Genomic DNA, 23,925 nt, shown 5'->3' with positions numbered 1-23,925 from the left:
TTGCCTGAGCACGCCCCCGTGGGGGACCTGGTCGTGCATCCACCGAGGCAAGGACGCCATGGACCTGACCGTTGACCACCTGGCCTTCCGTTACCGCCGGCGGGAGGTCTTCACCGACCTCTCGTGGGCGGTGCCCGAGGGCTCCCGCACGCTGCTGCTGGGCCCGAACGGCGCCGGCAAGAGCACACTCATGAAGCTGTGCGCCGGCATCCTGCGCCCTCGTGGCGGCTCCGTCACCCTGGACGAGAATCCAGCGAGCCACCGCCAGCTGCAGGAGGCCGTCGCCCTCATGCCCCAGCACGCCACCCCGGTGCCCCGGCTGACCTGCCGCGAGCAGGTCTCCTACGCAGGCTGGCTCGCCGGGCTCGACGGCCCCACCTCCCGCCAGCGCAGCGTGAGCGCCCTGGAGTCGGCCGGGCTGGCCGACCGCTCCGACGTCCGCGCCACCGAGCTCTCCGGCGGGCAGCTCCGCCGCCTCGGGCTCGCCGAGGCGCTCGTCCGGCGGACCGGCCTCCTCTTCCTGGACGAGCCCACGGCCGGCCTCGACCCGGCCCACCGGGCGCGCTTCCGCCGAACCCTCGCGGCCCTGCCCCGGGAGACCAGCATCGTGGTGAGCACGCACGAGACCCACGACGCCGGCGACCTCTTCGACCGCGTCTGCATCCTGGACGAAGGGCGCTTCCGTTACGACGGATCCCTCGAGGGCCTGCTGGCGCACACCGGCACCCCGACCATCGAGGCCGCCTACGAGTCCGTCCTGGAGCATGCATGAAAGCGCTGACCGCCCTCCGCTGGACCCGGGCGCCATTCGTGGCGCTGGGGCTGCTGGCCGCCGGGGCGTACATCGCCTCCGGCATCAGAACCGACCTTCCCCACCCCCCGGACACCGTCGCCAACACGGACCACGCCCTCCGCATCCTGGCCCCGCTGACGCTGGGCACGGCGGCAGTCCTAGCAGCGAGCCTGTCCCGGTACGTCCGCGACCACGCGGTGGGGCGCTCGTGGTGGGCCGGCATGGCACGCCTCCTCTGGCCCGTCCCCGTGATCGCGGTGGGCGCCTACCTCGTCCTCCAGGGCTGGGCCTTCGCCACCGGGCCGGCGCCCTTCCCCACCGGGCTCAGCCTCTGGATGCTGGGCCTGGGCTGCCTCGCCCTCGTCACCTGGTCCGCGGTGGGCACCGTCATCGGCAGTGGTGGCCAGTTGTGGCCGGTTCCGGTGGCCGCCGCTGCGCTCTTCCTCTTCTACAGCTACCTCCCGGCCATCGAACCGCCTTGGCTGCGCCAGCTCCCCGGCACGCAGGTGGGCTGTTGCGGCATCGACCTCAACCCTGCCCCCGAGACCCTCCTGGTGAGCACCGTCGTTCTCGGCGGGCTGCTGGTCGTCGCCCTCGGGGCAGGCCTCGTGCACCGGGGGCGGGCCGCGATCCTGACCCTCGGGATCCTCGCCGTCCTGGGCGTCGGGAGTCTGCTGGCAGCCACCGGCAGCCACCGGGACAGCTACGCGCTGGCCGAGCCGCGGCCCGACGAGACGGTGTGCACCGGTTCCTCCCCCGAGGTGTGCCTGTGGCCGGAGTGGGAGCACGAGGCACCCCGTGCCGCCGAGGCCCTCCACCGGGCGCAGGCGAACCTGAAGGCTGCCGGCGCGCCGCTGCTGGCCGACCCGATGAGCGACTACACCACGGACCCGCAGATTCCCGGCCTCGGGTACATGACGGGGGCCGGCGACCACCAGATCGTCGCCAACGCGGCGTACACCACCCTGGCCCAGAGGGCTGGGACCGCGTACTGCCAGAACCACGACCTGACGGGCGCCTCCATGGTGCTGGCCCGCCTGGCCGGGGTGCCCCGATCGACGCTCGGCAGCGGCACCCCGCTGCCACCGGAGGTGAGCAAGGTCCTCCGTGCGTCGACCACGGAACAGGTGGCATTCATCGAGCGTGAGGTCGCCGCGGTGAAGGAGTGCGCTCGATGAACGAGTGGTGGCGTGCGCGTGGCGGGACGCTCGTGGCGATCTGCTGCGGGATCGGCATCCCCGGGCTGCTGGTGGCGGCACTCGCCCTCGGGCGGATCGACCTGTGGCAGGTCCTCACGGTCGCCCTTCCGGCCGTGCTTGCCTGGTCGCTGACCGGGCGGGACGACTCCCGGGAGAGGTACGCCGTGAGGCCGGTGCGCTACGCGGACGCCCTGCTCGTCGCGGGAGCGACCGTCCTCTCCGCGGGCGCGCTTGCCGCGGCACTGTTCGCCTGGGGCGGGACCGGCAGGCTGACCTTCGGCGCCTTCCTGGTGTGGCAGCTGCCCTTCTCCGCCGGTGTGGCGGCGCTTGCGATGCGCTGGGTGAGCCCGGGCGCGGCGGCGGCCGTGGCGGCGGCCGTGTCGGTGGGGCTCTGGCTGACGCGCTACCTGTTCGGCCCCACCGCCGCGCTGATCCACCAGGAGTCACCGGTGTGGCTGGCGGTGGGCGTCTCGGGGCTGGTCTTCGCGGCTGGGCTCGTGAGCCTGGTGGTGCCGCGCAGCCGGTAGGAGGGCAGCCGGGTGGAACGCGACACCCGCGCATCTGCTCGTCCACATGTTCCAGGCCACCCCTTGCCCTTGTAGATCACCTGTACTACTCTGGCTGCAGGTGGTCGAACAGGGGGTTCGGCCGGTGAACCGCCATCGAGGGGGTGGTGTGGGTGTCCGTGATCGCTGCGGAGCAGGCAGGTGTCCGCTCCTGCCCCGAGTGGGTGGAGCTCGAGGCCGCCCTCACCGAGGCCGGGGCGGCCATGGCCCGCGTCATGCAGGCCATGGCCGCCGCCGGAGCCGCCGACCTCCCGGTCGGGACGCCGGAGCTCACCTGGCTGACGCAGACCGCAACCCGGCTGGCCCGGCAGGGTGAACGTGTCCGGGTCCGGTCCCACGGGGTCCTCACCGCCGCCCAGCACGCATCGGGCGTGACCCATGACGACGCCGCGCAGTTCGCCGCCCGGAAGAACGCTGCGGACGCCGGCAGCACCCGGCGCGACGCCCACCTGGCCGAGGCACTGGGCAACCTGGCGCCGGGACCCTCCCCGGCGCCAGCGGGTGAGGAGCCGGCTCGCACCGGCCCGGTGCAGCGGCCCCTGGCCACCGCGATGGACGCCGGCCTCGTGGACTCCGTCCACGCCCGGATCGCCCTGCAGGAGCTGGACGCGCTGCCGGAGGAGCTCCCCGAGGCTCAGCGATGGAGGGCCGAGCAGGTCCTCGTGGAGAAGGCGCAGAAGCTCTCGCCCCGGCGGTTCCGGGTGGCGGCCCGCCGCGTCCTGGCCGAGCTCGGCTACGCAGTCGATGCCGTGGACGCCCACCAGAACGACCAGGTGGCCCAGCAGGAGCAGCGGGCCCGGGACCAGGCCTCGTTCTGGATGACCGACAACGGCGACGGGACCGTGCACGGGCGCTTCACCCTGCCGGTGCTGCAGGGGCGCATGCTCGCCAAGGTGCTCTCGGCGATGACCGCCCCGCGGCGGCTCGCCCGGAAGCGCGACCAGCACGAGAGTGCCCTGCCGTGGGCCGACCAGCAGATCGACTGGGCCCACGAGAAGGGCCTCGCGTTCGCCGAGCTCATCGACCACCTGCCCACCGACCACCTGTCGACGAAGACCAACGCAATCGTCATCGTCACGACCGACTACGAGACGCTGCGCGGCCAGACCGACCGCGTGGGCCTCACGGACCACGGCGACGAGGTCTCCGCAGCCCAGGTACGACGGCTGGCGGCCACCGCCGGGCTGATCCCCGCGGTGATGGGTTCGCAGAGCCAGATGCTGGACCTGGGGCGCCAGACCCGGACGTTCACCGAGGTGCAGCGGACCGCGCTCTCCCTGAGGTACACCGAGTGCGCCGCGGAGTACTGCGACCGGCCGCTGGACTGGTGCGAGATCCACCACGACCAACCCTGGGCGCCACGGCGTGGGGCACCACCCCGGGACGGGACATCACCACTCGGGGCGTCACCGGAGTCCGCAGCGCCACCGGGGAGCGGGAGCCCACCGACAGGGGCTGCCGGCGGGCGGACCGACCTGGCGAACGCGATCCCGCTCTGCTCACGGCACCACCACCAGCTCGACGACGCACGGTGGTCGCACACGACCACCCGCGACGACACCGGCCTGGCCACCGTGCACTTCACCAGGGTGCGACGATGACTGCCCGGGGCAGCGACACGGGGGCGCACGGTGTGTCCGGTCAGCTCGTGATCTCACCGTGCCGTGAGCAGCGGGCGGTCCAGCCCCCCGGGGTCACCTGCACCACCATGCGCCGTCGACAGTGGGCGCAGTACCGCGGTGGCTCGAGCGCCAGGAATCGCTTGCAGGTGGGGTGGCCGCCGGGGCTCTCCCCGCCGCACCGACCGCAGTACTGCGGGGCGTCCTGCTCGACCGCGCCAGGGTTCGCGTCGGGGCCCGGGCGGCCGCGATCCGACTCCGTCACCTCAGATGGTCTTGCTGAGCGCCTGGATGGGCATCTTCAGCTCGGCGAGCAGGTCCAGGTCCTCCTGCGGGTCCCGGCCCAGCGTGGTCAGGTAGTTGCCCACGATGATCGCGTTGATGCCCCCGGTCAGCCCCTGCCGGGTGCCGAGCTCGCCCAGGGCGATCTCCCGACCACCGGCGAAGCGCAGGATCGTGCGCGGCAGAGCCAGCCGGAAGGCGGCGATGGTGCGCAGCGCGTCCTGGGAACCCATCGGCTCGAGCTCGCCGAAGGGCGTGCCGGGGCGGGGGTTGAGGAAGTTCAGCGGCACCTCGTGCGGCTCCAGGGCGCCCAGCTCGGCCGCCAGCTCGGCCCGCTGCCGCACCGACTCACCCATGCCCACCAGGGCGCCGCAGCACAGCTCCATGCCGGACTCGATGACCATCGAGCAGGTGTCCAGGCGCTCCTCGTAGGTGTGCGTGGTCACCACCTGGTCGAAGTACGAACGGGCCGTCTCGAGGTTGTGGTTGTACCGGTGCACCCCCATGTCGACCATCTCGTCGACCTGCTCCTGCGTGAGCATGCCCACCGAGACGGCGATCTCGATGTCCACCTCGGCCTTGATCGCCGCGATGGCCTCCCGCAGCTGCCTCATGAGCCGCTCGTCCGGGCCCCGGACGGCCGCCACGATGCAGAACTCGCTGGCCCCCGTCTCCTTGGTCTCCTGCGCCGCCTTGATGAGCTCCTGGATGTTCAGCCACACCGCACGCACCGGGGAGGTGAACTGACCCGACTGGCTGCAGAAGTGGCAGTCCTCCGGGCATCCACCGGTCTTCAGGGAGACGATCCCCTCCACCTCGACCCCCTCCCCGTTGTGCCGCACCCGCACCTCGTGGGCCAGGGCCAGCAGCTCCTCGACCCGCTCGTCCGGGAGGTTGAGGACCTGCTCCACCTGGTCGGCGTCCAGGCCGATCCCCTGCTCGAGGACCTGCTCGCGGGCGACCGCGAGGATGTCGGTGTCGAGGTGGTTGTCGGCGTCGGTCGCCGAGCTGTTCACAGCGGTGTCAGTCATGCCGCGGAGCATGACGCACCGCTCCCGCGTGTCGATATCCGGTCCGAGGCGCCCCACGTACCGACACCCACGGCATGTCGTGCCCTCGGCGGGAGGAGCGCTGCGCCCAGGGGGAGCCTCGGGGGTCCGGGTGACGGCTTGGGTGGAGAATCTGAGGGGGCGGGACCTGAGAGCGGGACCTGGGGGCGGGGCCCGGGGTGGGGGGCCCGGGGGTGGGGTCGGCACTCCCCCACCCCCTTTCCTTTCAGACCAAGGGGGGATCGCCGCGCACGCAACCCCGGCCTACCGTGCGGAGGACAGTCCACTCAGAGGGGAAGAGACCATGCGCAGCACCCGCACCACCCGCACCATCGCCCTGCTCACCTCCGGCCTCGTGGCCGTGGGCACCCTGACCGCCTGCGGCGGCGCCGACCCGCTCACGGAGGAGGACGCCAAGGAGGCGCTCCTCTCCGAGGAGGACTTCCCGCTGGACGGCTTCAAGCGCGGCACCGTCGAGGGTGGCGTGGCCGACGACGAGACCATGGACACCTCAGAGCTCAAGTCCGCCCTGCAGATGTTCGGCGAGGTCGACGGCGACTGCGAGAAGGCCCTGGACGAGATGGCCGAGTTCAAGGCCAGCGACATCCTCCAGGAGGGCGCCTCGGCCGAGTACACGAAGGACGACACCGCCGCCAATCTCGTCATCGGGAGCGCCGAGGACGGCGACAAGCTCGTCGACATGATGACCAAGCTGGGCAAGAGCTGCGACAGCATGGAGACCAGCGAGGGCGGCATGACGCTCAAGCTGGACTTCGAGGAGATCGACGAGAACGACTTCCGAGGCACCCTCATGTCCATGGATGCCATGGGGCAGAAGTTCGACGTCACCATGGGCGCCCGCGAGGTCGGCGACAACGTCGTCGCGGTGGTCGGCAACGGCGTCTCCAAGGAGGACGTCACGAAGGTGGCCGAGGAGCAGGCCAAGAAGATCGAGGACCGCTGATCCACCGGCTGACGGAACCTCCGGAGCCGCCGCTCGGCGCCCACCCACCGCAGACCTCCGGCCCCGGCCGGGGTCTGCGAGACTCGGGGTCATGCGCACCTCCCGACTCGCGGCCGTCGCCGCTGCCCTGACGATGACCACCACCCTCGCCGCCTGCGGTGGCGGGCCCGAGGCCCTCGACGAGAAGGCCGCCGAGGAGGCCATCCTCACGGAGGAGGAGCTGCCCCTCGACGGCTTCACCCGCCAGGACGTCCAGACCGGCCTGGAGCCCACCGAGGACTTCGACCCCGCCTCCCTCCCGGACACCGACAAGGGCTGCAAGAAGGCTCTCGAGGAGTTCGCCTCGGTGAAGTACGAGGACTACCTGACCGGTCAGGCCACCGGTGTCTTCACCACGGAGGACAAGAACGTCTCCGTCCAGGTCGGCGGCGCCAAGAAGGAGCCCGCCCACCTCGCCGAGCTCACCAAGAAGGTCGGTGAGGAGTGCGACGAGATCACCCAGGACGCCGGCGGCACCGAGATGACGATCTCCTTCGAGGAGTTCACCACGGGTGAGGTCGAGGGCATGGTCATGACCAGCGAGCTCGGTGGCCAGAAGAACGAGATCCGCATGGGCGGCCAGGCCGTGGGCGAGAACCTCGTCTACGTCGTCGGCAACATCTCCGAGGACGAGCTCGGCGAGGTCGTCGAGAAGCAGGCCGAGAAGGTCGAGGACGCCGGCTGACCGAGCCGCCTCCCGGGCGAACCCGCCCCACGCCCCCGACGAGCCGTCACGCCACCCCAGGTGTGACGGCTCGCCTCATCCCCCTCTCACGCCCGCCGAGGCACGACGGCTCGCCTCACCACCGCCGCGAGGCCAGCACCGGGAACTTCTCGCGCTGGCGGGCGGTGTGCTCGGGGTCGAGGCTCACCCGGAGCACCTCCTGGTCGGGCCCGGCCTCGGCCAGCACGTCCCCGTTGGCGTCGAGGACCAGGCTCCCGCCGCCCATCTCGTGCCGCTTGGCGTGGGTCCCGGCGGTGTTGCAGCCGATCAACGGGTACTGGTTCTCGATCGCGCGGGCCCGCAGCAGCGTCCGCCAGTGCTCCACCCGCGGCAGCGGCCAGGCGGCGGGCAGGACGAGCAGGTCCGCCCCCGCATCGAGGCCGGAGCGGAAGAGCTCCGGGAAGCGCAGGTCGAAGCAGGTCGTGAGGTGCGCGGTGAACGGGCCCAACGGCGTGGTCACCAGCTCCGACCCGGCCTCGATCGTGCGGGCCTCCCCGGAGTCGAAGCCGAAGCGGTGGATCTTGCGATAGACCGCCTGGACGTCCCCGGTGGGCGCGAGCACCACCGAGGTGTTCCACAGGTCCTTGCCCTCGGGCCCCGGCTCGGCGGTGCGCTCCACGGTGGACCCGGCGTGCAGGGTCACCCCCGCCTCCCGGGCGGCGGCGGACATCGCCTCGACCCAGCGCCGCTCCGGCAGCCCGGTCGCCTCCACGGGTCCCGGCCCGGGGATCTCCTGGGCGCGCTCCTCCCAGTGCGCCACGTCGAACCCGCCGACCGGCCACAGCTCGGGCAGCACGACGAGATCACGGCCCGCCTCGGCGCGGACCAGCCCGGCCACCCGCTCGATGCGGTCGGCCATCGCCTCCTCGTCGCCGTAGGAGACCTGAATGACACTGACGGTGAACTCGGCCATGCCGTGAGGCTACCGACTCAGCGTGCCTCGGCCTCCTGGCCGGTGCCCCGCCGGGACTCACCCGCGGCCTCCGGCGCGACCTGCGGCGTGCTCTCCTGCCCCGCGTCGGCAGCCCCCATGGCCGCCAGCCGCTCGTTGTACGCGGAGAGCTCGGCGTCGTGGTCGCGGACGGCCTTCCGGTCGTAGCGGCGGCTCTCCCGCTCGTCGGTGTTGGCCCACTCCAGCCCCACGAGGATCGCCAGGATGACCGTCGGCAGCTCGCCGATGCCCCACGCGATCCCGCCACCCAGCTGCTGGTCAGCCACCAGGTCGGTGACCCACGGGAGGTTGAGGGAGGTGAAGAAGTCCGGCGCCAGCAGGTAGGTGCCCATCATCATCGCCACCCCGAAGAAGGCGTGGCCGGCCAGCGTGGCGATGAGCACGAGCAGCCGGAGCGGGGCCGGCCAGTCCACGCCACCGGGGTCCGGGCCCACGAGCGACCAGACGAACAGGTACCCGACCCCCAGGAAGTGCACGACCATGAGCACGTGCCCGCCGTGGGTGGTGAGCGCCAGCTCCAGCAGCGGCGACCAGTAGAAGATCACCAGCGAGAAGAAGAAGAGCAGCCCGGCGATGACGGGGTGGCCGATGGTCTGCGCGTACTTGGAGTGCACCAGCCCCAGGATCCACTCGCGGGGACCGATGGTGCGGTCCTTGCGCGCCGGCAGGGTGCGCAGCGCCAGCGTGATCGGCGCGGCCGGGACGAGCAGCAGCGGGATCGCCATCATGAGCGACATGTGCATGACCATGTGGGCCGAGAACATCACCCGGCCGTACACGGTGGGGGCACCGTCGACGATGTAGAGGAAGACCGCCCAGCCGAGGATCCACAGCGGGAGGCGCTGCCACGGCCAGCTGTCACCGCGGCGCTTCAGCCGCCACCAGCCGACCGCGTAGAGGGCCACGGCCACCACGGCCACGGTGGTGAACAGCCACTCGATCTCCCAGGCGGTCACCCAGCGCATCCAGGTGAGCTCGGTCGGCGTCGGGTAGCCGGTCAGGGCCACCGCCGGGTCGCCGATGGCCTCACCGCTGATCTCCGGCACCGGCGTGGGGGTGCGGGCCAGGGCCGAGCCCAGTCCAGCGGCCAGCGCCATGATCGCCAGCTCGACACCGGCCAGCCGGGTGAAGGACGTGCGGGCCCCCGGGTCCTGCCGCAGGCGCTCGACGACGCTGCGCCGGTGCGCCACACCGAACCCGCCCAGGACCATCAGGAGCAGCGTCTTGGCCACCAGCAGCTGGCCGTAGGAGGTGCCCAGCAGGTCACCCATCTCGACCCGGAGGCTGGCGTTGAGCACACCGCTCAGGCCGGCCACCACGTAGGCCCACAGGGCCACCGTGGAGTAACGGGCCACCGCGACGGCCCGGTCCTCCCCCAGCCCTCGCCACAGCAGGGTGAGGCCGACCAGCCCACCGGTCCACACGCTCACGGCGATGAGGTGCGCGCCGTAGCCGTTCACCGCGGCACTGTGGTCCAGCGTGCCGCCGGAGTGCCCGGTGAAGGCCAGCGGCAGGGTCGCGATCACCGCGATCCAGAAGGCCCAGTGCAGGCCGGAGCGCTCCCGGCTCCGGGCCACGACCACCGCCACGACGGCGGCGACCAGGCCGGCGAGCTGGATCTGCGCCAGCAGGTCGAGCTCCCACCAGAAGGCGAAGTACTGCGTCCAGAAGTCGGGGGCCGTGAGGCTGGTGCCCAGCACCTCGGAGAAGGTGAGGATGGACAGCGCCCAGGCCATGACCGCCCACACCACGGCGGCCCCGAGGGCCACCCGGCGCAGCAGGGGCAGCCGAGCGGTGTTCCGCCGCTCGGGCACCACGAAGGCCGCCGTGCCCAGGGCGCCCAGCGTGACCGCCGTGCTCGCCACGAGGAGACCGCGCACCACCGGCAGGGCCCAGCGCACGACGGGGCCCGCGTCGACGAGGAGCAGCTGGCGCGTCGCCCCGCTCAGGTAGGCGGCCACCACCGCCACCAGCGCCGTGCCGAGGGCCCAGAGCACCACCAGCGGCCAGGACGACGACCCGGGGGCCGGCTCGGGGCGCGGCGGGTCACCCGGGGTGGACCTCGTCGGGGGCTGGGGGGCGGACGTGCTGCTGCTCATGGTCACCGACACAGGGTAGTAGTTGGGGGATGCGAGGCGTCCGGGCCCCGGACGACGAAGGGCCCGACCCCCGGGGGAGTCGAGCCCTTCGTGACGGTGGAGCGGGTCAGGCCTGGACGACCTGGAGCTTCAGCTCGGCCAGCACCTCGGGGTGCAGGCGCACCGTGGCGGCGTGGTCGCCGAGGGTCTTGATGGCACCCGCGGTCTCGACACGACGCTTGTCGACCTCCGGACCGCCGGCGGCCACGATGGCCTCGACGATCTCGGTGGAGCTCACGGCACCGAACAGGCGACCGTCGGCGGTGGTGTTCGCCTTGACCTTGATCGCACGACCCTCGAGCTGGGCCTTCTGCTCCTGGGCCTCCTCGAGGGACTTGACCGCGCGGTTCTCGCGAGCGGCGCGGATGGACTCGACCTGCTTCTCGCCGCCCTTGGTCCACGGCGTGGCCAGCTTGCGGGGCAGCAGGTAGTTGCGGGCGTAGCCGTCCCGGACGTCGACGACGTCACCGGGCTCGCCGAGCTTGCTCACCTCGTGGGTCAGGATGATCTTCATGGCTGTTCCTCCTCTGGGCTCTGGGGACTGGTGGTCAGCGGCCGGAGCCGGAGTACGGCAGGAGGGCCATCTCGCGGGCGTTCTTCACGGCCTTCGCGATGAGGCGCTGCTCCTGGACGGAGACGCCGGTGACGCGACGGGCGCGGATCTTGCCGCGGTCCGAGATGAACTTCCGCAGCAGGGCGGTGTCCTTGTAGTCGATCTTCTCGACCTTGGCGGCCTTGAGCGGGTTCGCCTTCTTCTTGACGGGCTTGGTGTTGCGCACAACGGACTTGGCCATCGTGGTGCTCTCCTTCGAAAGGGGTGGTGACCTCGCGGGGTCACCGGTGATTGAGAGCCCGAGCGAGCGGCGGGGCCGACCGCTCGGGATGGGTGCGACTGAGGATCAGGTGCTGTCGACCCGGCGGTACCGGATCAGAACGGGGGCTCGTCGTAGCTGGGGCCTGCGTCCCAGCCACCACCCTGCGGCGCGGCCTGACCGCCCTGCGGGGCTGCCTGGCCACCCTGCGGGCCACCGGTGGCCCACGGGTCGACGCTCTGGCCGCCAGCGGGCTGGGAGTCCCAGCCGCCCTGCTGGCCACCGTTGAAGCCGCCGGCGTTCCCGCCCGCAGCCCCAGCAGCACCGCCGCCGAAGTTGCCGCCGCCACCGGACCGCTGGGTCTTGGTGACGCTGGCCGTGGCGTAGCGGAGGGAGGGACCGATCTCGTCGATGTCCATCTCCACCACCGTGCGGCGCTGGCCGTCCTGCTCGAACGAGCGCTGCTTCAGGCGGCCCTGGGCCACCACGCGCATGCCCTTCTTGAGCGACTCGGCCACGTTCTCCGCGGCCTCGCGCCAGATGGAGCAGCGCATGAAGAGGGTCTCGCCGTCCTTCCACTCGCCGGCCTGACGGTCGAACGTGCGGGGGGTGGAGGCGATGGTCAGGTTGGCCACGGCCGCCCCGCTGGGCGTGAAGCGCAGCTCGGGGTCGGCAGTGAGGTTTCCGATGATGGTGATGACGGTCTCGCCGGCCATGACCGGCCTCCTTCGGGATCAGACGGTGTTTCTCGAGCGGTGATCTTCAGTCGTGATCTCCTGCAGCGGGATCCACGAGGACTCGGCTGCAGGGGTGATCGGCTGTCCTGCGGCCCGGGCGGGCCGGGAGGGGATCAGACGGTCGGACGCTGGATCTTGAAGCGCATCACGGACTCGTTGAGTCCGAGCTGGCGGTCGAGCTCCTTGCTGGTGTCCGTGTCCATGGTCAGGGTGTTGACCACGTAGAGGCCCTCGGACTTCTTGTTGATGTCGTAGGCCAGGCGACGACGGCCCCAGATGTCGGTCCCGTCGACGGAACCACCCTGGGCGGGGACGACGGCGAGGAGCTTCTCCACCAGCGCGGGCAGCGTGCGCTCGTCGGTCTCCGGGTCGATGATCATCATCAGCTCGTACTGACGCATGCGTGAACCCACCTCCTTCGGTCTCAGCGGCCACGGTCTCTCCGTGGCAGGAGGGTCACTTCGTCGCTGCGCGCCCTCCCTGACGGAGCGATCCCCATCATGGGTGCGTCCCCACCACCCTCGTCCACCCCACGGGTGGGGGCGGTGGAGGAGCAGAGATCCGCACGTGGGCGCACGGCAACTTGTGGAGTCTACCGGAGTCCGCGCCGCTCGGTGGCCCGGTGGACGAGCAGCAGCACGAGCAGCACCCACACCGCCAGCCGCACCGCCACCACGGCCGCGTACCCGTCGGGCGGCATCCCCATCCGGTCGTTCGAGGCCTCCCCCAGCCGCATCCAGACGCACAGGAAGTGGAAGGTCTCGAAGACCGCCCAGGTGAGGTGCACCCACCAGCGCAGTCCCGCCATCGCGAGGAAGGGCACGGCCAGCAGACCCCATTCGGTGGGCAGCTCCGGCTGACAGGCCGCCGCCACGAGGAGCCCCGCCCCCAGCGCCGCGGCGAGCTGCCGGCCGCCCGCGGCCCGCCGGGCCAGGACCACCCCGAGGACCACCCCCGCCAGCACGCCGCCCAGGCTGAGCGCGGTGACCGCCCACTGCGGCTGCCCCAGCTCCGCCCCGGCCAGCACGCTCCACAGGCCACCCTGCCCCGGGGCGGCGTTCCACACGTCGAGGCCGTCCAGGCTCCGCGGGTCGACCACCACCCAGGGCAGGACCAGGACCAGGGTGGCCACCAGCGCCCCGGCCAGCACCGGCCCCCGGGGCCGGGCCACCAGGCAGACCACGGGCAGCAGGACGAGTACCGGCACCGCCAGCACGGCCACCCCCCACAGCACCCCCGCCAGGGCACCCGCGACCGGCCCCTCCCGCCGCCACAGCACGCACCCCCAGAGAGCCAGCGCGAGCCAGAGGTAGAGATCGGAGACGAAGAAGAGCGGCACGAGGAGCGGGGAGAGCGCCAGGTGCGCGGCCGCCCACGGGTCCCCGTCGTCCAGTTCCGCCCACTCCACGACCGCAGCCACGGCGGCGGCCAGTGCCAGCACGAGCACGACCGCCCAGAGCGCGAAGTAGGCCTGCCCCTCCACGGTCGGCCCCAGCGGCGCGACCGGCAGGCCGAGCAGCCACAGCAGGGTGCCGCGGGCGATCGGGACGTCCATCGGTGCACCCGCACCGCCCCAGGGCACCTGTCCGGCCGAGAGGCCGCTGCTGGTCCACCGGACCACCGTGTCCGAGTAGCACATCCGCCAGATGAGCTCCGGGCTGCGCCACCCGTGGGTCAGGCAGTTGTTCTTCTGGAGGACGCCCAGCACGAGGGGGAGGGCGGCGGCCACCATGAGCACGGCGGCGGGGAAGAAGCGGCCCCGGGGGCGGGGGCGGGCGTGGTCACCGGGGACACCCCCGACGAGGCCGAGCGCCAGGCGGGCGACCGGGTCCTCGCGCCAGGCCGGCCCGGCCTCCCAGCCCCCGGTGGCACTGCGCCGGACCGGCCGCACCCTGCCGGCGCCACCGACCGGGCCCTTTGCCGTGCGTCGCACCCTCGTCATCGGAACTCCCGTCCAGCCGCCTCGGTCTCGCGCGTCCTCGCCCGCCGACAGGGTAGAGGCCACCCGAGACCTAGAATCGACCGACGCGTGGAACATCCTGCCCACCCCAGACGTTGCCACGTTCGTTCCACGACCCAAGGAGAACCATGTCCACCGTGCGTGTCGCCATCGCTGGCGTCGGAAACTGCGCCACCTCGCTCATCGAGGGCGTCGAGTACTACCAGGACGTTCCCGCGGACAGCACCGTCCCCGGGCTCATGCACGTCGAGCTCGGCGGCTACCACGTCGGTGACGTCGAGTTCGTCGCCGCCTTCGACGTCGACGCCGACAAGGTGGGCAAGGACCTCTCCGAGGCCACGCGCTCCAGCCAGAACAACACCATCAAGATCACCGACCTGCCCCCCTCGGGCGTGGAGGTGCAGCGCGGTCCCACCCTCGACGGCCTGGGCAAGTACTACCGCGAGACGATCGAGGAGTCCTCGGCCGAGCCGGTGGACGTGGTGCAGGTGCTCAAGGACACGCAGGCCGACGTGCTCGTGTCCTACCTGCCGGTGGGCTCCGAGGAGGCGGACAAGTTCTACGCCCAGTGCGCGATCGACGCCGGCGTGGCCTTCGTCAACGCCCTTCCGGTCTTCATCGCCAGCGACCCGGAGTGGGCCCAGAAGTTCACCGAGGCCGGCGTGCCGATCGTCGGGGACGACATCAAGTCCCAGGTGGGCGCCACCATCACCCACCGCGTGATGGCGAAGCTCTTCGAGGACCGCGGCGTGGAGCTGGACCGCACCTACCAGCTGAACGTCGGCGGCAACATGGACTTCAAGAACATGCTCGAGCGTGAGCGCCTGGAGTCCAAGAAGATCTCCAAGACCCAGGCCGTCACGTCGAACGTCGAGCACCAGTTCGAGGACCGCGACGTGCACATCGGCCCGTCCGACTACGTGCAGTGGCTCGACGACCGGAAGTGGGCCTACGTGCGCCTCGAGGGCCGCGCCTTCGGTGACGCCCCGATGAACCTGGAGTACAAGCTGGAGGTCTGGGACTCCCCGAACTCGGCCGGCATCATCATCGACGCCATCCGCGCCGCGAAGATCGCCAAGGACCGCGGCGTCGGCGGCCCGATCCTCTCCGCCAGCGCCTACCTCATGAAGTCCCCGCCCGTGCAGATGCACGACGAGGTCGGCCGCGCCGAGCTCGAGGCCTTCATCGCGGGCGAGCAGCGCCCGGCTGCCGGCACCGACGTCTGAGACGCGCCCAGCGACCGGCCGCCCACCTGACGGGCTGACCGGCTCCACGCCGATGCGGCGCCTCGCCCCTGGGGGTGGGGCGCCGCTCGGCTTGCGGGTGTGGGCCCCCCACCGCAGACTCGGGCACTGCCCCCCCTCCCCCCTCGACCCCCAGCCTCCTGAAGGGAGCCACGTGCCGCCCGCCCACCCCGGCCACCCGCCGCTGCGCGTCCTCCTGGTGGGCCACTGCCGCTTCCCGCTGCGTCCGCCCTTCACCGGGGGGCTGGAGTCGATCACCTGGAACCTCGCCACCCGCCTGGCCGACCGCGGCCACGAGGTGACCGTCTTCGCCGCCGAGGGCACGGACTGCGGCCCGCGCGTCACCGTCGTGACGCCGGAGGACCTCGGCTGCCACATCCGGCGCGACGCGACCTGGGAGGAGGCGCGCCCGGACATCAGTGCCACCTTCGAGGCCCTCGCCGCGTGGATCCGCCGCTCCGACGTGCAGGTGGTCCACAACAACAGCCTCAACCCGACGCTGCCCCGGCTCGCCCGGACCCTCGGCCGCCCGCTGCTCACCACCCTCCACACCCCGCTCCTGGAGCCGATGGAGGAGGCCTGGCGCGAGACGCCGCCCCGCCCCGGCGAGGTGGTGGCCGTGAGCGGCGCCACCGCCGCCGACTGGGCCGAGGTCGTCGACGCGGACGTGGTGCTCAACGGCATCGACACCGACCACTGGGAGCAGGGACCCGGCGGTCAGGGACTGGTCTGGTTCGGGCGGATCGTCCCCGAGAAGGGGCCGCACGTGGCCGTGGAGATCGCCGCCGATCTGGGCCTGCCCCTGCACCTCGCTGGCCCGGTGAGCGACGAGGAGTACCTCGAGAAGGTGCTGCGCCCCGCCATCGCGGCGAGCAGCGGGCCCGGCGTGGAGTACCACGGGCACCTCGACGGCTCCGAGCTGCCGGCGCTCGTCGGCGGCGCCGGGGCGGCGCTCGTGACCCCGCAGTGGGACGAGCCCTTCGGCCTCGTGGCCGCCGAGGCGGCGAGCACGGGCACCCCGGTTCTCGCCCTGGCGCGCGGCGGGCTCACCGAGGTGGTCTCCCCCGGCATCGGGCGCCGGCTCGACCCTGCCGGCTGGCGCGGTGACATCCGCGCTGCGCACGCCGAGTGCCTCGAGCTGGATCGGTCGGACGTGCGCGCGGAGGCGGTGGAGCGCTTCGACCTCGAGCGGGTGGTGGACGACTACGAGGCGCGCTACCGCCAGCTGCTCGAGCGGGCCCGCAGCACCGACGAGCCCGGGGCCTGATGGCGACGCCCAGCCAGCACCCGCAGCTCCGCATCCTCAGCCTCCCGGCCGACCACGCCTACGTGCGGACCGCCATCGGCGCCGTGGGCGGGCCGGACGAGGGCGTGCTCGTGCTGCCGGACCCGCCCGTCCCCGGTGCGCCGGCCGGCCAGTGGTGGCCGAGCCCGGCCTGGGAGCCGGGCTGGCTCACCGCGCACCGCGGGGAGCTCGACCTGGTGCACGTGCACTTCGGCTTCGAGCACCGGACGCCCGCGCAGATCCGGGAGTGGCTCGATGAGGTGGAGCGCCTCGGGCTGCCGCTGGTGGTGACCGTCCACGACCTCGACCTGCCCCACGCGCAGACCGAGGCCGAGCACGCCGACCACCGCGAGCGCCTCGACGCCCTCGTCCGCGCGGCCGGCGCCGTCCTCACGCTCACCCCCGGCGCCGCCCGCGAGGTCGAACGCCTCACGGGCCACGCGGCCGAGGTGGTCCCGCACCCGCGCATGGCCTCGCCCCAGGACATCGGCGATGCGGTGCACCCGCCCGCCCCGGAGCGGGAGATCCGCATCGGGCTGCACCTGAAGTCGCTGCGCGCCAACGCCTCCCGCGGCGAGCTCGTGGAGGCGCTGGCACAGGCCGCCGCGCACCTGCCCGAGTCGGCGGGACCGGTGGGGGTCGAGGTGCTCGTCCACCGCGAGGTGCGTGACCCGGACTGGAGCCGGTACGACGCCGAGCTCGTGGCCCTGCTCGAGCGGGTCGATGCCGACCCCACCCTCCCGGTCAGCGTGCGCTGGATCGAGCCGCTGGGCGGCCCGGCGTTCACCGCGTACCTCCGGGGGCTCGACGTCTCCGTGCTGCCGCACCGCTGGGGCACGCACTCCGGCTGGCTCGAGGAGTGCCTCGACCTCGGCGCCGTGCCGCTGGTGCCCGACGTCGGCCACCTCGCCGAGCAGGGACCGCCCGGCCACGCCCCGACCGTGCACCCCGCACCGGCGACGGCGGAGAACCTCGTCGGGCCGCTCACCGAGGCGGTGGCGCGCGCCAGGGCCGGTCGATCGGTTTCTCGAGCGGCGAAGTTCGCCAGACTACGAGACGATCAGGTGGAGACGAGCCGCGCAGTGCACCGCGCCGTGTACCGCCGCCTGGCGGGGACCGGCGTGCAGGACCACGCCCCGCCCGCCCCCGGCCTGTCCCAGACCGAGGAGCAGGGCCCCACCCAGGGGGAATGACGCATGACCGACGACGAGGGTCGCCGCCGCCACTACGGCCACTTCTACGGGGTCGACCCGCTCCCCGACGGGCCGATCGGCATCGTGCACGGCAACTGCCAGGCCGAGTCCCTCCGCGTGCTCCTCTCCGCCCTGCCGGACTCGCCGTTCACCGTGCGCATCCCGCCGGTGCACGAGCTGGAGGCCGAGGACCTGCCCCACCTCGACGCGCTGCTGGCCCGCACCACGATGCTGGTGAGCCAGCCCATCCGCGACGGCTACCGCGGCCACCCCGTCGGCACCGACGAGGTCGCCCCCCGCCTCGCCCCGGGCGCACGCGTGGTGCGCTTCCCCGTCATCCGCCACCGCGGCCTGCACCCCTACCAGCGGCTGGTGCGCGGCGCGGGCATCGTCGACCCGCCCGTCGTGCCCTACCAGGACACGCGCGCCATCGCCCGGGCCGCGGGGATGCCCCAGCCCGTCCTCGACGCGGACGCCGTGCGCGCCATCGCGGAGGAGTCCTTCGCCGAGCAGCTGCGCCGTACCGAGGCCGCGGGGTCCGTGCGGGTGGACGACCTGCAGCGTGCCGCCGGGACCCGCGTGACGAACACCATCAACCACCCGGGCAACCCGGTCCTCATCGGGCTCGCGCAGCGGATCGCCGACGAGCTCGGCTTGCCGGGCACCGTCGAGGACCCGGGCCGCGAGCTGCTGCGCTCCATCTACGCGCCGGTGCTGCCGAGCACCCTGGCGGCGCTCGGGCTCGAGGGCGAGCCGAGGGTGGACTGGACCGTGGGCGGCGAGCCGCTCGCCGACGAGCAGGTGCTCACCGAGCAGGCGGCCTGGCTGCGCACGCGCCCGCGGATCCTCGCCGCGTGCCTCACCGCCTGCCGCGACGACCTCGCCACCGGTGGGTCGCTGCTCAGCATGCCGATGCGGGACGGGGCGGCGCTCGGGGACGGGTCGCTCGGCGCCCCGCTCGAGACCCTGCACCTCGTCGTGGGTCCGGAGCGCCACGGCGTGACCCGCCACGCCACCCGCCTGGCCGAGGCCGGCGGGCAGGAGATCGTGCGCGTGGAGGACGCCCCGCAGACCCTCGCGGCGTCCACGGGCCCCGCCTCGATGCCGGAGCTCGCCGAGCGGCTGCGCGGCCGCGTCGTCGTCGTCCACTTCACCGACCGCGCGTTCGGTCCCGACCCGGCCAGCTCCGCCGACGCCTTCGAGCGCCTCGTCGCCCCGGCGGCCGGCGTCCAGGTGGTGCTCCACGACCTCCCACAGCCGAGCGACGGCGCCGGGATGGAGCGCCGCGCCGCGGCCTACCGCCGGGTCTGCGACGCCGCCGACCGCATCGTGGTGAGCAGCGAGCACGAGCGTCGCCTCGCCATCGCCCTCGGGGTGGAGCCGAATGGAGTGGGTGTGGTGCCGCTCCCCATCGAGAAGCCGGCGGAGGAGCCCGAGGGCGGTGCGGCGCCCGCCGAAGCCCCCACGCAGGATCTCCTCCCGCCCGGCCGCTGGGTGTCCACCCTCGGCTTCGCCTACCCCGGGAAGGGGATGGAGGAGGTCGTCGACACGGTGGGTGCCCTCGGGCTGCCCGAAATCGGCGTCGTGAACCTCGGCGGCGCCGCCCCCGGCCACGAGGACCTGCTCGAGCAGCTCGCCGAGCGGGCCGCGGCAGTCGGCACGCGCTTCCACGCCACCGGCTGGCTCGAGGACGACGAGCTCCTCGCCGCCTCACGCGCGGTGGACGTGCCCGTGGCCTTCCACCGCCACGTCTCGGCCTCCGGCTCGGTGAACAGCTGGATCGCCGCCGGGCGCCGGCCGGTCGTGGCCACCTCGGACTACATGGTCGAGCAGCACCTGCGGATGCCCGGCGCGCTCACGCTCGTGGAGGACGAGGCGGGGCTCGGCGAGGCGATCCGCGCGGGGCTCGACGACCCCGCCCTCACGCGCCTCGCCGACCCGGACGTCCTGTGGCCCACCTGGGCCGAGGCGGCCACGCTGCTCGGGACCCTGCGATGAGGGTCTCCGTCCTCGTCCCGCACTTCGCCCGCCGGCCCGAGGACTCGCGGCTCGACCGCATCGTCGCGGCGCTGGACGTCGCCGTGACACACCCGGGGCGGGCCGCGATGCTGGAGGAGGCCGGTCTCGTCGCGCTGGGTCTGGCCCCGCTCGGCCCCGACGACGTGGAGCTCGTCGTCGGCGACGACGGCTCACCCGAGGCGCCCGCGCTGCCCGACCGCACGCCGGCCGGCATCGCGACCCGCGTGCTCACCCAGGAGGACCAGGGCTTCCGCGCTGCCGCCGCGCGGCACCTCGCCGCGAGCGCGGCCACCGGGGAGGTGCTCGTGATGCTCGATGCGGACATGCTGCCCGTGCCGGGCACGCTGGAGCAGCTCGAGGCCGCGGCACGGGGACTGGATGCCGTGGACCGCCGCGACGCTGGGCAAGCCGAGGGGAGCGCCGCCCCGACCCTCGCCGTGGGTCGGCGCCTCCACCACGACCCGACCGGCTGGTCGGCTGGGGACCTCGCTGCCTGGCTGCGCGGCGAGCGCCCCGGTCCCGAGGAGCTCCCCGCCCCGCAGTGGCTCGCCGACGGCTACCGCCACACCGACGACCTGCGCGCAGCCGACGACGCCTCGTTCCGCTACGTCATCTCCGCCGTCTGCGCGCTGCCGGCCGAGCTCTACCGCCGCGTGGGTGGCTTCGACACCGGCTTCGTCGGCTACGGCGGCGAGGACTGGGAGCTCGCGCAGCGCTGCTGGCTCGCCGGCGCCGAGCTGCGCCACGTGCCCGATGCGGTGGCCTGGCACGACGGCCCGGAGATCGCCGGCCGCGCCGAGGACCTCGCCGCGGTGAAGAACGCCGAGACCGCCCACCTCTCGACCCGCCTCACCCACCCGCTCGTGCGTGGGCGCGGGCCGGTGCGCGCGATCCCCGACGTCGTCGTCGAGGCCGACCTCGCCGGCTGGACGCTCGGGCAGGCGCTCGTCGTGCTCGGCGAGTGGCTGCGCGGTGCGGACGTCGGCCTCTGGTGCCGCAACACCGACGATGCGGTGCTCGCCGCGTTCGCCGAGGACCCCCGCGTGCGCTCCGGCGAGCCCTCCGCGGAGGTGACCGCCCGCTGCCGCTGGCGGGTTCGGCTCACGGCTCCGGCGCACCTCACCGACGACGCGCACCGGACCGACGACGCGCACTTGACCAACCCCCTGCTCGACGCGCTGCTGCCCCGCCTCACCGGCCCCCGTGGCGTGCCCACGGCGGAGCCGCTGGCGGCGGACCCGGAGGCCCGGATTGCCACCGAACCCGACGCGGCGCTCCCCCTCATCGCCCACGCGCGCTGGCTGGCCCTCGCCGGCGACGCCGCCTGGGCCCCCCTGCCCACCGAACTCACCACCCACGTGCCCGCCGACGTCGTCGCCGAGCACACCCGCGGGAGGCTCGCATGATCGGCTACTACGTCCACCACCACGGCGGGGGGCACGCGGCGCGGGCCACCGCCATCGCCCGCGCCCTCGCCGACCGCGGTGAGCAGATCGTCGGCCTGTCCTCGCTGCCGGCGCCCGCCGACTGGCCTGGCGACTGGCTGCTGCTCGACGACGACACCGAGGGCGTGGTCGACGCCGCGGCCCAGCAGGCCACGGCCGGCGGCGCCCTGCACTGGGCCCCGCTGGACGCCACGGGGTACTCGGCGCGGATGGACCGCATCGCCGCCTGGGTCTCGACCGCGAGCCCGACCGTCGTCATCGTCGACGTGTCCGTCGAGGTGACCGCGCTGGTGCGGCTGCTCGGGATGCCGGTGGCCGTCGTCGCGATGCCGGGAGAGCGGGAGGACGCCGCGCACGCCCTCGCCCACAGCATGGCCGGCGCGATGCTGGCCTGCTGGCCCGAGGACGCGCACCCCGCCCACCCGACGAGCCACGACCCGCTCGCCGCACGCACCCACCACCTGGGCGGCATCTCGCGCTTCGCGGGCTGGCCCCGCCCCGAGGTCGAGCGCGACGAGGCCCGTGGGCTCGTGCTCTGGGGCTCCGGCGGCAATGCGGCGACCGAGACGCAGCTGGACGGGCTGCGGCGCGCGACGCCCGGCATCGAGTGGACAGTGGCGACCGACCTGCCGCTCGTGGACCTGTGGCGCGAGCTGCACCGGGCCGGGGTCGTCGTAACCCACGCCGGGCAGGGCGCCGTGGCCGACGTGGCGACCGCCGGGACGCCCGCGGTGGTGCTCGGTCAGGAGCGGCCGCACGCCGAGCAGGTGGCGACCGCCGAGGCCGTGGGGCGGCTGGAGGTCGCGGCCGCGGCGCCCGGCTGGCCCGACGAGGCCGCCTGGGGTCCGCTGCTGGAGACCGCCCGTGCTCGCGCCGGCCGCTGGAGCCGCTGGCTCGCCGGCGGCGCGCCCGAGGCCGCCGGGGCCGTGCTCGCGATGCTGCGCGGCGCCGTGGCACCGACCCGTCAGGGCATCGAGGAGGCCCGCGAGGCCGAGGCCTCCGACCCGCGCACGGCCGCGCTCACCATCGTGGCCGGGCGGCACGAGCACCTGCTCAACCAGCGCCGGGGCCTGGCCGCCCAGACCACGCCGCCGGAGCTGCACGTCGTCGTCTCGATGGGGGACGACGCCATCGGCCCGCTGCTGGAGGCGAACCCGCTGCCGGCCACGCGCACGATCGTCGTGGACTGCCCCCGCATCGAGGGCCACCTGCCGCTCGCGCGGGCGCGGAACCTCGCCGCATCGACCGCCGAGGAGGCGGGCGCGGAGGTGCTCGTCTTCCTCGACGTCGACTGCATCCCCGAGCCCGGGCTCGTCGAGGGCTACGCGAACGCCGTGGTCGATCCGGACACCGTCGCGGTGAAGGGGCCCGGCCCCCACCTGTGGTGCGGGACGACCGGGCGCCTGCGCGAGGTGGCCGAGGCCGCCTACCCGGTGGAGGACCTGGCCGCCCTGCGCGGCCTCTCCGAGCGCAGCCCGGGCCGCCCCGCCCCGCGGCCGCGAGTGGCCGTGGCCGAGCCGGACGTGAACCGCTTCTGGTCGCTGAGCTTCGCCCTCACCCCGGCGGACTTCCGCGCCCTCGGCGGCTTCGACGAGGCCTACGTGGGCTATGGCGGCGAGGACACCGACCTGGCCCAGCGCCTCCGCGCCGCCGGGGGGAGGCTCTGGTGGCTGGGTGGTGCCGACGCGCACCACCAGTGGCACGAGAGCCACTCCCCGCCGCTGCAGCACGTGGCCGACGTGGTCCGCAACGGGCGCGTCTTCGCCGAGCGCTGGGGCTGGTGGCCGATGGAGGGCTGGCTGGAGCAGTTCGCGGAGCGCGGTCTGGTGCGGCGGGACGACGCCGGCGGCTGGGAGCTGGTGGAGCCCGCCTGAGGTCACCGTCGCCCCGCCGCACCGTGCACGCCGCGTGGCCACGCCGAAACCACCCACGCCTCCTCCGCCACCCACGCCGAGGCCACGCCGGACGAAGATCACCTGATGCGCAGGAAGCTCACCAGAACCGGTGATGTTCGTGGGCACGAGGTGACCTTTGCCCACGGGAGGGCGGGGCCCTTCACCAGATCGCGCTTCAGTCGCGGCAGGCCAGCTCGGCGAGCGCCCTCGGCTGCTGTCGGTTCAGCTCGTGGCCGCCGGGGACACGGAGGAACGAGGCCTCCGGTACGAGGCGACGAGTGGCCCGTGCGGCAGGCGTGTTCACCACGTCGCGCGAGCCACAGACCACCACGGTGGGGATCCGCACGGCCTTGGCCGCCTCCCGCAGATCAGCCCCTTGGACGGCTTCCAGAGCGGCGAAGAACTGGTCCCTCGTGATGGGAGCATCCACGAACCGCTCCTCCGGCATCCGCGCCAGCACCCGCTGCTGGATCCCCATCAGGACCCGTGACGGACGCACCTGCGGCGCACACAGCACGAGCCGTTCAGCAGCGAGCGCGCCGCTTCCCGCAGCGTGCAGCGCCACCATCGCCCCGAGGGACAGGCCCAGGACCCGCACCGGCCCGGCCAGCGATCCCACCAGCTCCGTCAGCTGCGCCGATGCTGCAGCCCAGGTGAAGTACGCCTCAGGTGTCGTGGGGTCCGTCCCCACCAGACGTGGAGCATGCAGGATCCACCCGGGAGGGGCGACCGCCCGCAGGTCATCCCACGCGTCAGGACCCTGCCCCAAGCCGTGAAGCAGGACCAGGTGCCCCTCGGACCGCCCGGACCGTCGGCGGGCAGCGCTCTGAGAGTGAGGATCCATGCAGGCATGGTCCCACGGCCGACGCACCTCCCACCCCGACTCACCCGCGCCGGGCGCCTCCCACCCGGATGGGGGACTCCCCCCGCACGGCGCCGACTATCGTGGGGCCCCACCGCCCGACGCGGTCCCTGTCCCACCACCTGTCCCCTGCCCCAGCCCAGCCCCC

Annotated in this window: 22 protein-coding genes; 12 read left to right on the top strand and 10 right to left on the bottom strand. The window is 73.5% G+C overall.

Features of this window, described 5'->3' with window-relative positions:
* Nucleotides 1-58: 58 nt before the first annotated feature.
* The 4 genes from CFT82_RS06660 (at nt 59) to CFT82_RS06645 (ending at nt 4,159) form a co-directional block, all read left to right on the top strand.
* Nucleotides 59-772 carry an ABC transporter ATP-binding protein gene (locus tag CFT82_RS06660; protein WP_088818188.1) on the top strand — a complete coding sequence of 238 codons (714 nt, stop codon included), beginning with the start codon at nt 59-61 and terminating at the stop codon, nt 770-772.
* Complete coding sequence (locus CFT82_RS11740; RefSeq protein WP_088818187.1) at nt 769-1,971, top strand: DUF7224 domain-containing protein; 1,203 nt, start codon at nt 769-771, stop codon at nt 1,969-1,971. The genes CFT82_RS06660 and CFT82_RS11740 overlap by 4 nt, the downstream gene beginning before the upstream one ends.
* Complete coding sequence (locus CFT82_RS06650) at nt 1,968-2,519, top strand: hypothetical protein (RefSeq protein ID WP_088818186.1); 552 nt, start codon at nt 1,968-1,970, stop codon at nt 2,517-2,519. The genes CFT82_RS11740 and CFT82_RS06650 overlap by 4 nt, the downstream gene beginning before the upstream one ends.
* A 152-nt stretch (nt 2,520-2,671) precedes the next feature.
* The gene (locus tag CFT82_RS06645; RefSeq protein ID WP_234994300.1) at nt 2,672-4,159 is read left to right on the top strand and encodes a DUF222 domain-containing protein; all 1,488 of its coding nucleotides are present in this window, start codon (nt 2,672-2,674) and stop codon (nt 4,157-4,159) included.
* Nucleotides 4,160-4,199: 40 nt separating this feature from the next.
* Here the strand turns inward: CFT82_RS06645 and bsaP are convergent, their stop codons facing one another.
* Complete coding sequence (bsaP, locus tag CFT82_RS12385; protein WP_088818185.1) at nt 4,200-4,442, bottom strand: biotin synthase auxiliary protein BsaP; 243 nt, start codon at nt 4,440-4,442, stop codon at nt 4,200-4,202.
* Nucleotide 4,443: 1 nt separating this feature from the next.
* A complete protein-coding gene (bioB, locus tag CFT82_RS06635; protein WP_088818376.1) occupies nt 4,444-5,490 on the bottom strand; it encodes a biotin synthase BioB in 1,047 nt (348 codons plus the stop codon).
* Nucleotides 5,491-5,812: 322 nt separating this feature from the next.
* Here bioB and CFT82_RS06630 point away from each other — a divergent pair, with 322 nt between their 5' ends.
* Entirely contained in the window at nt 5,813-6,472 is a 660-nt protein-coding gene (locus CFT82_RS06630; protein ID WP_088818184.1) for a hypothetical protein, read from the top strand.
* A 91-nt stretch (nt 6,473-6,563) separates the two neighbouring features.
* Complete coding sequence (locus CFT82_RS06625) at nt 6,564-7,196, top strand: hypothetical protein (RefSeq protein WP_088818183.1); 633 nt, start codon at nt 6,564-6,566, stop codon at nt 7,194-7,196.
* Nucleotides 7,197-7,311: 115 nt separating this feature from the next.
* On the opposite strand, the gene CFT82_RS06620 is transcribed toward CFT82_RS06625, so the two are convergent.
* The 7 genes from CFT82_RS06620 to CFT82_RS06590 all read right to left on the bottom strand — a co-directional run bounded on the left by CFT82_RS06620 (nt 7,312) and on the right by CFT82_RS06590 (nt 13,816).
* Complete coding sequence (locus CFT82_RS06620) at nt 7,312-8,148, bottom strand: carbon-nitrogen family hydrolase (RefSeq protein WP_088818182.1); 837 nt, start codon at nt 8,146-8,148, stop codon at nt 7,312-7,314.
* Nucleotides 8,149-8,165: 17 nt separating this feature from the next.
* A complete protein-coding gene (locus CFT82_RS06615) occupies nt 8,166-10,286 on the bottom strand; it encodes a cytochrome c oxidase assembly protein (RefSeq protein ID WP_143469515.1) in 2,121 nt (706 codons plus the stop codon).
* Nucleotides 10,287-10,392: 106 nt separating this feature from the next.
* Complete coding sequence (rplI, locus tag CFT82_RS06610; protein ID WP_088818180.1) at nt 10,393-10,839, bottom strand: 50S ribosomal protein L9; 447 nt, start codon at nt 10,837-10,839, stop codon at nt 10,393-10,395.
* A 34-nt stretch (nt 10,840-10,873) separates the two neighbouring features.
* Complete coding sequence (gene rpsR, locus CFT82_RS06605; RefSeq protein ID WP_088818179.1) at nt 10,874-11,119, bottom strand: 30S ribosomal protein S18; 246 nt, start codon at nt 11,117-11,119, stop codon at nt 10,874-10,876.
* Between the two features lie 134 nt (nt 11,120-11,253).
* On the bottom strand, nt 11,254-11,853 hold the full coding sequence (locus CFT82_RS06600; RefSeq protein WP_088818178.1) for a single-stranded DNA-binding protein: 600 nt from the start codon (nt 11,851-11,853) through the stop codon (nt 11,254-11,256).
* Nucleotides 11,854-11,987: 134 nt separating this feature from the next.
* Complete coding sequence (gene rpsF, locus CFT82_RS06595) at nt 11,988-12,275, bottom strand: 30S ribosomal protein S6 (protein WP_088818177.1); 288 nt, start codon at nt 12,273-12,275, stop codon at nt 11,988-11,990.
* Between the two features lie 191 nt (nt 12,276-12,466).
* Nucleotides 12,467-13,816 (bottom strand): glycosyltransferase 87 family protein, encoded by a 1,350-nt coding sequence (locus CFT82_RS06590; RefSeq protein ID WP_159461878.1) that lies wholly within the window; start codon nt 13,814-13,816, stop codon nt 12,467-12,469.
* Nucleotides 13,817-13,962: 146 nt separating this feature from the next.
* Here CFT82_RS06590 and CFT82_RS06585 point away from each other — a divergent pair, with 146 nt between their 5' ends.
* The 6 genes from CFT82_RS06585 (at nt 13,963) to CFT82_RS11885 (ending at nt 22,894) form a co-directional block, all read left to right on the top strand.
* A complete protein-coding gene (locus tag CFT82_RS06585; protein ID WP_088818175.1) occupies nt 13,963-15,060 on the top strand; it encodes an inositol-3-phosphate synthase in 1,098 nt (365 codons plus the stop codon).
* Nucleotides 15,061-15,232: 172 nt separating this feature from the next.
* Nucleotides 15,233-16,345 (top strand): glycosyltransferase, encoded by a 1,113-nt coding sequence (locus tag CFT82_RS06580; RefSeq protein WP_159461877.1) that lies wholly within the window; start codon nt 15,233-15,235, stop codon nt 16,343-16,345.
* Nucleotides 16,345-17,556 carry a glycosyltransferase gene (locus CFT82_RS06575; protein ID WP_088818173.1) on the top strand — a complete coding sequence of 404 codons (1,212 nt, stop codon included), beginning with the start codon at nt 16,345-16,347 and terminating at the stop codon, nt 17,554-17,556. Before CFT82_RS06580 ends, CFT82_RS06575 begins: the two co-directional genes overlap by 1 nt.
* A 3-nt stretch (nt 17,557-17,559) precedes the next feature.
* Nucleotides 17,560-19,554, top strand: coding sequence for a WcbI family polysaccharide biosynthesis putative acetyltransferase (locus tag CFT82_RS06570; protein WP_088818172.1), 1,995 nt, complete (start codon nt 17,560-17,562; stop codon nt 19,552-19,554).
* A complete protein-coding gene (locus CFT82_RS06565) occupies nt 19,551-20,981 on the top strand; it encodes a galactosyltransferase-related protein (protein WP_143469511.1) in 1,431 nt (476 codons plus the stop codon). The genes CFT82_RS06570 and CFT82_RS06565 overlap by 4 nt, the downstream gene beginning before the upstream one ends.
* Entirely contained in the window at nt 20,978-22,894 is a 1,917-nt protein-coding gene (locus tag CFT82_RS11885; protein ID WP_200815052.1) for a galactosyltransferase-related protein, read from the top strand. Before CFT82_RS06565 ends, CFT82_RS11885 begins: the two co-directional genes overlap by 4 nt.
* 196 nt (nt 22,895-23,090) lie before the next feature.
* On the opposite strand, the gene CFT82_RS06555 is transcribed toward CFT82_RS11885, so the two are convergent.
* Entirely contained in the window at nt 23,091-23,759 is a 669-nt protein-coding gene (locus CFT82_RS06555) for an alpha/beta fold hydrolase (RefSeq protein ID WP_088818170.1), read from the bottom strand.
* Nucleotides 23,760-23,925: the final 166 nt, after the last annotated feature.

Source organism: Kytococcus aerolatus (assembly GCF_900187395.1).
GTDB classification, from domain to species: Bacteria; Actinomycetota; Actinomycetes; order Actinomycetales; family Dermatophilaceae; genus Kytococcus; species Kytococcus aerolatus.
This window is presented reverse-complemented; position numbering and strand designations above follow the sequence as displayed.